This is a genomic window from Pseudovibrio sp. Tun.PSC04-5.I4 (assembly GCF_900104145.1).
Taxonomy (GTDB): Bacteria; Pseudomonadota; Alphaproteobacteria; order Rhizobiales; family Stappiaceae; genus Pseudovibrio.
In genome coordinates this window covers 2,479,303-2,487,500 of the sequence record NZ_FNLB01000006.1, presented here as the reverse complement: position 1 = coordinate 2,487,500, position 8,198 = coordinate 2,479,303, and the positions used below count along the sequence as shown (strand labels likewise).

General features: G+C 48.7%; 3 protein-coding genes, 1 tRNA gene, 2 rRNA genes and 3 pseudogenes (1 of these 9 running past the window's edge). 5 read left to right on the top strand and 4 right to left on the bottom strand.

The features are described 5' to 3' along the window. The 4 genes and pseudogenes from BLS62_RS16800 to BLS62_RS16785 form a co-directional block, all read left to right on the top strand. Window positions 1–2,221 (top strand): 23S ribosomal RNA (locus tag BLS62_RS16800); it begins 509 nt to the left of the window's first position. Between the two features lie 274 nt (window positions 2,222–2,495). Then, window positions 2,496–2,610, top strand: a 5S ribosomal RNA gene (gene rrf / locus BLS62_RS16795). 74 nt (window positions 2,611–2,684) lie between these two features. Beyond that, a tRNA-Met gene (locus tag BLS62_RS16790) sits at window positions 2,685–2,761 on the top strand. Between the two features lie 215 nt (window positions 2,762–2,976). After that, window positions 2,977–3,610, top strand: a pseudogene (locus tag BLS62_RS16785) (IS6 family transposase). Between the two features lie 339 nt (window positions 3,611–3,949). On the opposite strand, the gene BLS62_RS16780 reads toward BLS62_RS16785, so the two are convergent. The 4 genes and pseudogenes from BLS62_RS16780 to BLS62_RS16765 form a co-directional block, all read right to left on the bottom strand. Further along, the gene (locus BLS62_RS16780) at window positions 3,950–4,747 is read right to left on the bottom strand and encodes an autotransporter outer membrane beta-barrel domain-containing protein (RefSeq protein ID WP_159436580.1); all 798 of its coding nucleotides are present in this window, start codon (window positions 4,745–4,747) and stop codon (window positions 3,950–3,952) included. A gap of 15 nt (window positions 4,748–4,762) precedes the next feature. Next, window positions 4,763–6,178: a beta strand repeat-containing protein gene (locus BLS62_RS16775; protein WP_093182983.1), complete on the bottom strand. Its 1,416-nt coding sequence runs from the start codon at window positions 6,176–6,178 to the stop codon at window positions 4,763–4,765. A 330-nt stretch (window positions 6,179–6,508) separates the two neighbouring features. Further along, window positions 6,509–6,634 (bottom strand): annotated as a pseudogene (locus BLS62_RS16770) (IS6 family transposase); the annotation flags it as partial. A gap of 163 nt (window positions 6,635–6,797) precedes the next feature. Then, window positions 6,798–7,004: pseudogene (locus BLS62_RS16765) on the bottom strand (SDR family oxidoreductase); the annotation flags it as partial. 176 nt (window positions 7,005–7,180) lie between these two features. On the opposite strand from BLS62_RS16765, the gene BLS62_RS16760 reads away from it, so the two are divergent. Beyond that, entirely contained in the window at window positions 7,181–8,122 is a 942-nt protein-coding gene (locus BLS62_RS16760; protein ID WP_093182977.1) for an N-acetylmuramic acid 6-phosphate etherase, read from the top strand. The last annotated feature ends 76 nt before the right edge of the window (window positions 8,123–8,198 follow it).

Genomic DNA, 8,198 nt, shown 5'->3' with positions numbered 1-8,198 from the left:
CAAGATTTGTTCTGGGTGACAACGTACCTTTTGTATAATGGGTCAGCGACTTAATTTAATGAGCAAGCTTAAGCCGGTAGGTGTAGGCGCAGCGAAAGCGAGTCTTAATAGGGCGCTTTAGTTCTTTGAATTAGACCCGAAACCGAGTGATCTAGCCATGAGCAGGTTGAAGGTGCAGTAACATGCACTGGAGGACCGAACCCACGAATGTTGAAAAATTCGGGGATGACTTGTGGTTAGGGGTGAAAGGCCAATCAAACTCGGAAATAGCTGGTTCTCCGCGAAATCTATTTAGGTAGAGCGTCGAGTGAATACTCCTGGGGGTAGAGCACTGGATGGGCTATGGGGGCTCACCGCCTTACTGATCCTAACCAAACTCCGAATACCAGGAAGTACTACTCGGCAGACACACAGTGGGTGCTAACGTCCATTGTGGAGAGGGAAACAACCCTGACCGCCAGTTAAGGTCCCTAAGTTATGGCTAAGTGGGAAAGGATGTAGAGATCCCAAAACAACCAGGATGTTGGCTTAGAAGCAGCCATCATTTAAAGAAAGCGTAACAGCTCACTGGTCTAAATAAGGGTCTCCGCGCCGAAAATGTACCGGGGCTCAAGCCATACACCGAAACTGCGGGCTTAGTTTATCTAAGCGGTAGCGGAGCGTTCTGTAGGCCGATGAAGGTGGACCCGTGAGGGCTGCTGGAGGTATCAGAAGTGCGAATGCTGACATGAGTAACGATAAAGAGGGTGAGAGACCCTCTCGCCGAAAGTCCAAGGGTTCCTGCGCAACGCTAATCGGCGCAGGGTTAGCCGGCCCCTAAGGCGAGGCCGAAAGGCGTAGTCGATGGGAACGGGGTTAATATTCCCCGGCCTGTGGGTAGTGACGGATGCCGTGTATCGTATCTCCTTATTGGATTGGAGATGCGGTGAAGGTGTTCCAGGAAATAGCTCCCACGATAAGACCGTACCCTAAACCGACACAGGTGGACAGGTAGAGTATACCAAGGCGCTTGAGAGAACTGTGCTGAAGGAACTCGGCAAATTGCTCCCGTAAGTTCGCGAGAAGGGAGCCCAATGCGAAGGCAACTTTGTATTGGGGGCACAGAATTGGGGGTTGCGACTGTTTATCAAAAACACAGGGCTCTGCGAAGCCGCAAGGCGACGTATAGGGTCTGACGCCTGCCCGGTGCTGGAAGGTTAAGAGGAGTTGTGCAAGCAGCGAATTGAAGCCCCAGTAAACGGCGGCCGTAACTATAACGGTCCTAAGGTAGCGAAATTCCTTGTCGGGTAAGTTCCGACCTGCACGAATGGCGTAACGACTTCCCCGCTGTCTCCAGCACAGACTCAGTGAAATTGAATTCCCCGTGAAGATGCGGGGTTCCTGCGGTTAGACGGAAAGACCCCGTGCACCTTTACTACAGCTTCACACTGATATTCGTGATGACATGTGTAGGATAGGTGGTAGACGTTGAAACCAAGGCGCCAGCTTTGGTGGAGTCATCCTTGAAATACCACCCTTGTCCTCATGGATATCTAACCGCGGTACTACAATACCCGGGACCGTGTGTGGCGGGTAGTTTGACTGGGGCGGTCGCCTCCCAAATGGTAACGGAGGCGCGCGAAGGTAGGCTCAGAGCGGTCGGAAATCGCTCGTTGAGTGCAATGGCATAAGCCTGCCTGACTGCGAGACTGACAAGTCGAGCAGAGACGAAAGTCGGTCATAGTGATCCGGTGGTCCCTCGTGGAAGGGCCATCGCTCAACGGATAAAAGGTACGCCGGGGATAACAGGCTGATGATGCCCAAGAGTCCATATCGACGGCATTGTTTGGCACCTCGATGTCGGCTCATCACATCCTGGGGCTGGAGCAGGTCCCAAGGGTTTGGCTGTTCGCCAATTAAAGTGGTACGTGAGCTGGGTTCAGAACGTCGCGAGACAGTTCGGTCCCTATCTGCCGTGGGTGTAGGAATATTGAGAGGATCTGTCCCTAGTACGAGAGGACCGGGATGGACGTACCTCTGGTGGACCTGTTGTGGCGCCAGCCGCATTGCAGGGTAGCTATGTACGGAAGGGATAACCGCTGAAGGCATCTAAGCGGGAAACCCACCTTGAAACTAGTATTCCCTTGAGAGCCGTGGAAGACCACCACGTTGATAGGAGGCATGTGGAAGCATAGTAATATGCGAAGCTGAGCCTTACTAATAGCTCGATTGGCTTGATCACTCCCATTAAGCTATAATCACAAATGACAAACTTCTAAGTTTGTCACATAGGCCTGCTCAAAAAAGCAGATAAGCCTATGGATGAAAATGACAAATACTAAGCCAGTCACTTGGCTAACAAAATAGACCAGTTCAATATACAAGATCAGATAGATGACGCTAATCATCAATCTGAAAGATGCTTGAAACCTCAAGCCGTGGATCGTAAACCAAGATCCGCCTGAGGTGCAAAGCACTCTCAGACAAGCTGATCGCAATTATGTATGTTTATCCTGCCCGGTGGCTATGGCGGGGCGCCCCCACCCGATCCCATCCCGAACTCGGAAGTGAAACGCCCCTGCGCCAATGGTACTTCGTCTCAAGACGCGGGAGAGTAGGGCGCTGCCGGGCATGATAAACATACAAAATATCTTCAAAATAACCAGAATACATAAGGGCAACATAGTGCCCAATACTAAGTTTACCGCGGGGTGGAGCAGCCCGGTAGCTCGTCAGGCTCATAACCTGAAGGTCGCAAGTTCAAATCTTGCCCCCGCAACCAAAATTCAAACCGCTAGGCCAATGGCTTAGCGGTTTTTTTGTGTCCAGATTTTGGAGGCGCAGTTAGCGCTGGAAGCAGTCGGGGAAAATGAATTCCAGAAAATTATTGAGAGCCTCCTACTAATAGGTTGTGTCGCAAAGTTTTGTCGGCTTCCAACTCTGATCGTTTCGTTTGCAATCGGTACGCTCTGAATTTACGGTTTAAGGTTTGATGAGTTGATCAGTTTTAAAGGCGCCCATTACCCTAAAGACGTGATTTTGCATGCGGTGCTCTTCTAGTTTCGCTATTCCGTCTCTTGCCGTGATCTTGGAGAGATCATGCAGGAACGTGGTGTTGAAGTTGATCACGCAACCCTCAACCTAGTTTTCACCGCTGATTGCTGAAGAGGCTAGAAAACAGAAGCGTAAAGTGGGCACCTCGTGGCGACTGGACAATACGTATATCAAGGTAAAGGGTGAATGGGTGTACCTGTGTCGCGCCATTGTTAAACAAGGCAAAACGGTTGAATTTATGCTCTCAAAGAGACGCGATGAAACGGCGGCAACGACCTTCTTCGCGAACGCCATTTGGCAGCAACATCCTGCCGGAGAACGTTGTCATGGACAAAAGCGGAGCCAACCGGGAGGGGCTGACAAATATCAACTTTTATTTGCTCCTCACAGGCTACTGGTGGACGTTCATCAACATCCTTCAGGTCAAATACCTCCACAATATCATTGAGCAGAACCATCGGTTCATCAGCCGGTTAACCAGACCTATGATGGTGTTTAAGGCCTTCCACGTTGCCAAGGCCACGCTTGATGGAGTTGTACTGCCCACATCATTAGAAAAAATCAACTGGGGCAGTAGGGCGTTCCTGCATACGGCCACAGTTCATGGCGCTCGTAGGATAATTATATCTACGCCATAGGTGTATTGCGCCCAAACAAAAAGTTTGCGACACAACCTTTGCTGAGTATCCTCAACGGCCATTTTATCTGCATTCTTTTCAATTTATTCAAGAGATTGAGAATTGTTCTGGACACACGTCTGGTCTGGAAAACTCAGTCAGTCATGGTTTCCCAAATTGGCTATCACTAGTATCGCCGGTGATTATTATGCAGGAGACGACAACACGAGGATTTTACGTGGTGATGACTGCGCGAGGCACGATACTCAGCAGTAAGGGTACCATTCCTCTCGTATGCACTAAAATACAATCGAAAAGCCAAGATTTGCGCTGATGGATTTTGTGTTGTTGGTATCCCATGAGCCTTCGACCTTGCCAAAGAGGGATTTCGTGTTGCTCATCGCAGCGGTGAATTTTGCACCAGCAAACCCACGTCCAACAGACTTGTCGTCGCCAGGGTTAAAGGTAGCTGTATTGCCCAAAAGTGAAGCTGTAATATTGTCGGCACCAACACCAATCCGCCCCTCAGCACCCATAAATGGTGCGAAATTTAGGACAGTGCCAGAGGAGAAAACTTTCTCTTTTTGCAGAGCCAATTCCCCTCGAGCCGTGACTTGATGGATATTACGAGCATTCACGCTGACATTGGCATTTGAGCCAGTCTCAGAATAGCCTTCTGTATACAAACCCTGATAACCAATGGATAATTTTGAGATAAGTGTGTTCTCGCCCAACTTGTGGTCTTTTGAATAGCTCAGCGTTGGCGCGATAAACCAGCCTTTGTAATCTGCTTGTGCAGTAGAGAGACCAGAGGCAACACTACTATCAGCAACAGATCGTTGGCTATCTAAGTTGATGAGGCCACCAGTTACGTTAAATCCATAGGTACCAGTATGCATATCCCGAAGACTATAAGCGCCAACATAAAAGTTCTTGGTGCTGGTTTTGTGTCCGTTATCAACCGCAACCTTTACCTGCCCAATGCCTGCGCCACCATAGAAGCCATAGAGCGATCCATCCGGGTTACTCCAGTCTACACCAAACAAGCTACCAATAGACCCATGGGTGGTGTCTAAAGTTGGCGATGTGCCGTCAATCGATGAGTAGACACCTCAACCACTTGCCCAAACTGTTTTCTTCACTGAGGAGCCTGCGGCCCTTTGTTCAATTAGAAGACGTGCTGCGTCCATTCGTGTACGAACAACACCGCCGATACCACCGGCAACATCATCCAGCATAGTGCCCATTGCAGCAGCAGATGAGAAATCAGCCTGCGCGCGATAGGTGCTCGTGGATGCATTTAAGGGAGAGGCGAAGTTGGTGGTGATAGGCTCATTGCCGCTTAAATAAACAATGGCATTGAGACCCGCACCCATATTGAGTGTATCATCTGACCCATCTACCCAGTTCAATGTGCCAGTGAGCACCGAACCTGCATTGAGGTTGATTGTATCAACTCCAGTTCCTGCCAACTCAATGGCCACACCTGTTGCACCTTGATTAGATGCGATCAAGCCTGAATTGGTAATCGTTGTATCGCCGGCAGTTTTAGCTTGGATGCCAACAAAACCAGAAATGATGCCAGCATTGTCGATCTTGCCAAAACCCATTCTTACTCCAGCAGTACCAGCACTAGTTTGGGTTGACTCAATAACGCCGCCAGCAAGGTTTTTCAGGTATTCTAACCCAAATTTAGCCCTTATGCCGGCTGCACCGCTTATGGTCCCGCTATTGGTCAGGCTGGTGATGGTTGCTGCTGAAATGGCCCTATCTTTTCCGCTTATGGTGCCGCTATTGGACAGATTGGTGATGGTGATGGCCCAAACCCCAGCGCCTACCGTGGCTGTTATAGTTCCAGTATTGGTCAGGTTAGTGATCGTAGTGGCTGTAACTGCATCATAGTCGGAGGATATTGTTCCGCTATTGTTCAAATTAGTAATCGTGGTGGCATCAATGGCGTTGTCGGAATTGGCTTTTATAGTTCCGGTATTCGTTAGCTTGGTGATCGTCGTTGCTTTAATCCCATCAAGCCGACCGGATATTGTTCCACTATTGGTCAGGTTGGTGATTATGTTGGCATTAATGCCGCTGTGGTCGGTGCCAGTTATTGTGCCACTATTCGTCAGGTTGGCGAGCTCGTCGGCTTTAATTCCGTAGGTTTTGCCTAATATCGCACCGGTATTTTCAAGAGTTAGCGTTGCTGTACCAACATCAATCCCATCTTCCCCAGTTGACGTAATTTTCCCGCCATTGACGATGGTAATTCTGTCACTCAAACCCGCACGAACGCCGTCTGAAGCCTCAGTGACCGTTCCGCCGGAGTTGACGACTAGCCTGTCTCCATCACCAAGGACTTGTTGGCCCACGGTCTGCCCATCTACAATAACAATATCTGTGGCTTGTGCAGAGGTTGTCATCAAGACCAGAGAAAGTGCAGAACTTCCAGCAAGAGCAAAACGGCTTCGCCCAATCGCGCCCCACTCTTTCAGAGACTTCGCCCCGTTTTGGCCTACAGTGCGCGTATTCATTTATTCAACCAACTTAAATATTCTCAATAGAACGGGAATTTCAGTAGGAATTATCCTCAGAATTGAAAGAATAAAACTGCCGTAACTAGGGTCACTGAAAGACTAAAATACTTTGGAAATATATTACAATGTAATAATGAACTAGACAGATCCGATTGGTTGTAGTCAAGCTAATCTTAGTTTTTCCCAGCATCCAAATCAGCGAGTTAATACCAGCCAGAACAAGAAAGACTCGTGAAACCAATATGTACGATTGAAAAAACTGCGCAATAAGCCGATATTATCTGGATGCGCACTTTTAAAACTCAAGAAGAAATTTCCAGTGTTTAGAACTTCAACGCGGCGTTCCAGCATGATCTTCTCAAGATCACGGTAAGAGACGGAATAACGATCCGAGAAGAACACCGCATGCAAAATCACGTCTTTAGAGTAATGGGTGCCTTTAAAACTGGTCAACTCAGCAAACCTCAAACCATGAATTCAGAGCGTATTCGGTTGCAAACGCAACAATCAGAGTTGGAAACCGACTAAACTTTGCGACACAACCTGGTAAATCTGAGCAGGTTCCCTCCGTTGTGTCTTACACGGAGCGTGTGATGCCGCCGTCTGCGCGGAGGTTTTAGCCTGTTATGTAGCTTGCTCTTTCTGAGGCGAGGAAACTGATGGTTGCCGAGATTTCCTCGGTCTTGCCATAGCGTTCCATTGGAATGCGGGAGCGGAACTCTTCCTTCTCTGGCAAGCTGTCGATGAAGCCGGGAAGTACGTTGTTCATGCGGATGTTTTCTGCTGCATACTTATCCGCGAATAGCTTTGTGAGGGCTTGTAATTTCCTGCCTCTGATGGATATAGAAAGCCAAATCAATACCTATCAGATGTAAGAATCTAATCTAAACCCGTCATAAATCTGAATATAATTCATTACACAGCTTATCTCTAATATATCATTGCGATATTTTAAGTTTTTGGTATGCTATTGGTATCAGGGAGAGTCACGTGTCCAATATGTCCAATCCAAAGCAAAATTTTGAACATTCAAAGCCAAAGGATTGGCGGGAGACCGAACAACGGTCTTCTCGTTTTGAAGGCTTAGAGACTTGGGAGATTGGGGACGTTTTAAAGGCTCTTTTAGGCGGGCAAATGCAATCTCTTAATGCAGTGTGGGCCGTGCTTGGCCCAATTGAAGATGCTGTTAAGGCTGCTGCAGAGCGCTTGAAAGATGGGGAAGGTCGTCTGGTCTACATCGGTGCTGGTACATCAGGTCGTCTGGGAGTACTTGACGGTATTGAGCTTATTCCCACATTTGGTTGGCCAGAAGAACGGCTTATATACGGTCTTGCCGGTGGCGAGGCCGGTCTGTTGCGTCCGCAGGAGGGTGCTGAAGATAGTGCTCCTGGTGGGCAATCCTTTATTCTCGAAAATCACATTGGCGTAAAAGACGTTGTGATTGGCTTAGCAGCCAGTGGAACAACGCCATACACCCGCGCTGCAGTGCAAGCTGCCAGAGCTGCAGGGGCCGTTACAATCTCACTTGCAAACAATCCCGAAAGTCCGCTGCTGAAAGATGCTGAACACGGTATTTTGTTGAATACAGGTGCTGAAGTTCTTGCTGGGTCCACGCGCCTTTCCGCTGGCACCAGTCAGAAGGCAGCGCTTAATCTCTTTTCGACAGCGCTTATGGTGCGCCTGAAAAAGGTGTTTCGTGGATATATGGTCGATATGCAATTGACCAACGAAAAGCTTGAGGACCGCGCCAGAGATATGGTTATCTCTCTTACGGGATGCGCTCAAGAACAAGCTATTCAAGCTCTGGAAGAAAGTAACAAGCACATAAAGCTTGCTGTTCTTTTGGTTTTGGGAGCAGATAAACAGAGAGCATCAACAGTGCTTGCTGAGAACCTTGGAGATTTGGGAGAATCTCTGAAGATACTGGGGTTACAGACTTAATCTGGCGATCAACTGAATTGCCTAACCAAGCTCTAGTAGGAGTGAGGGCGACTGTTCCACCGAGCTTATGCTGGGG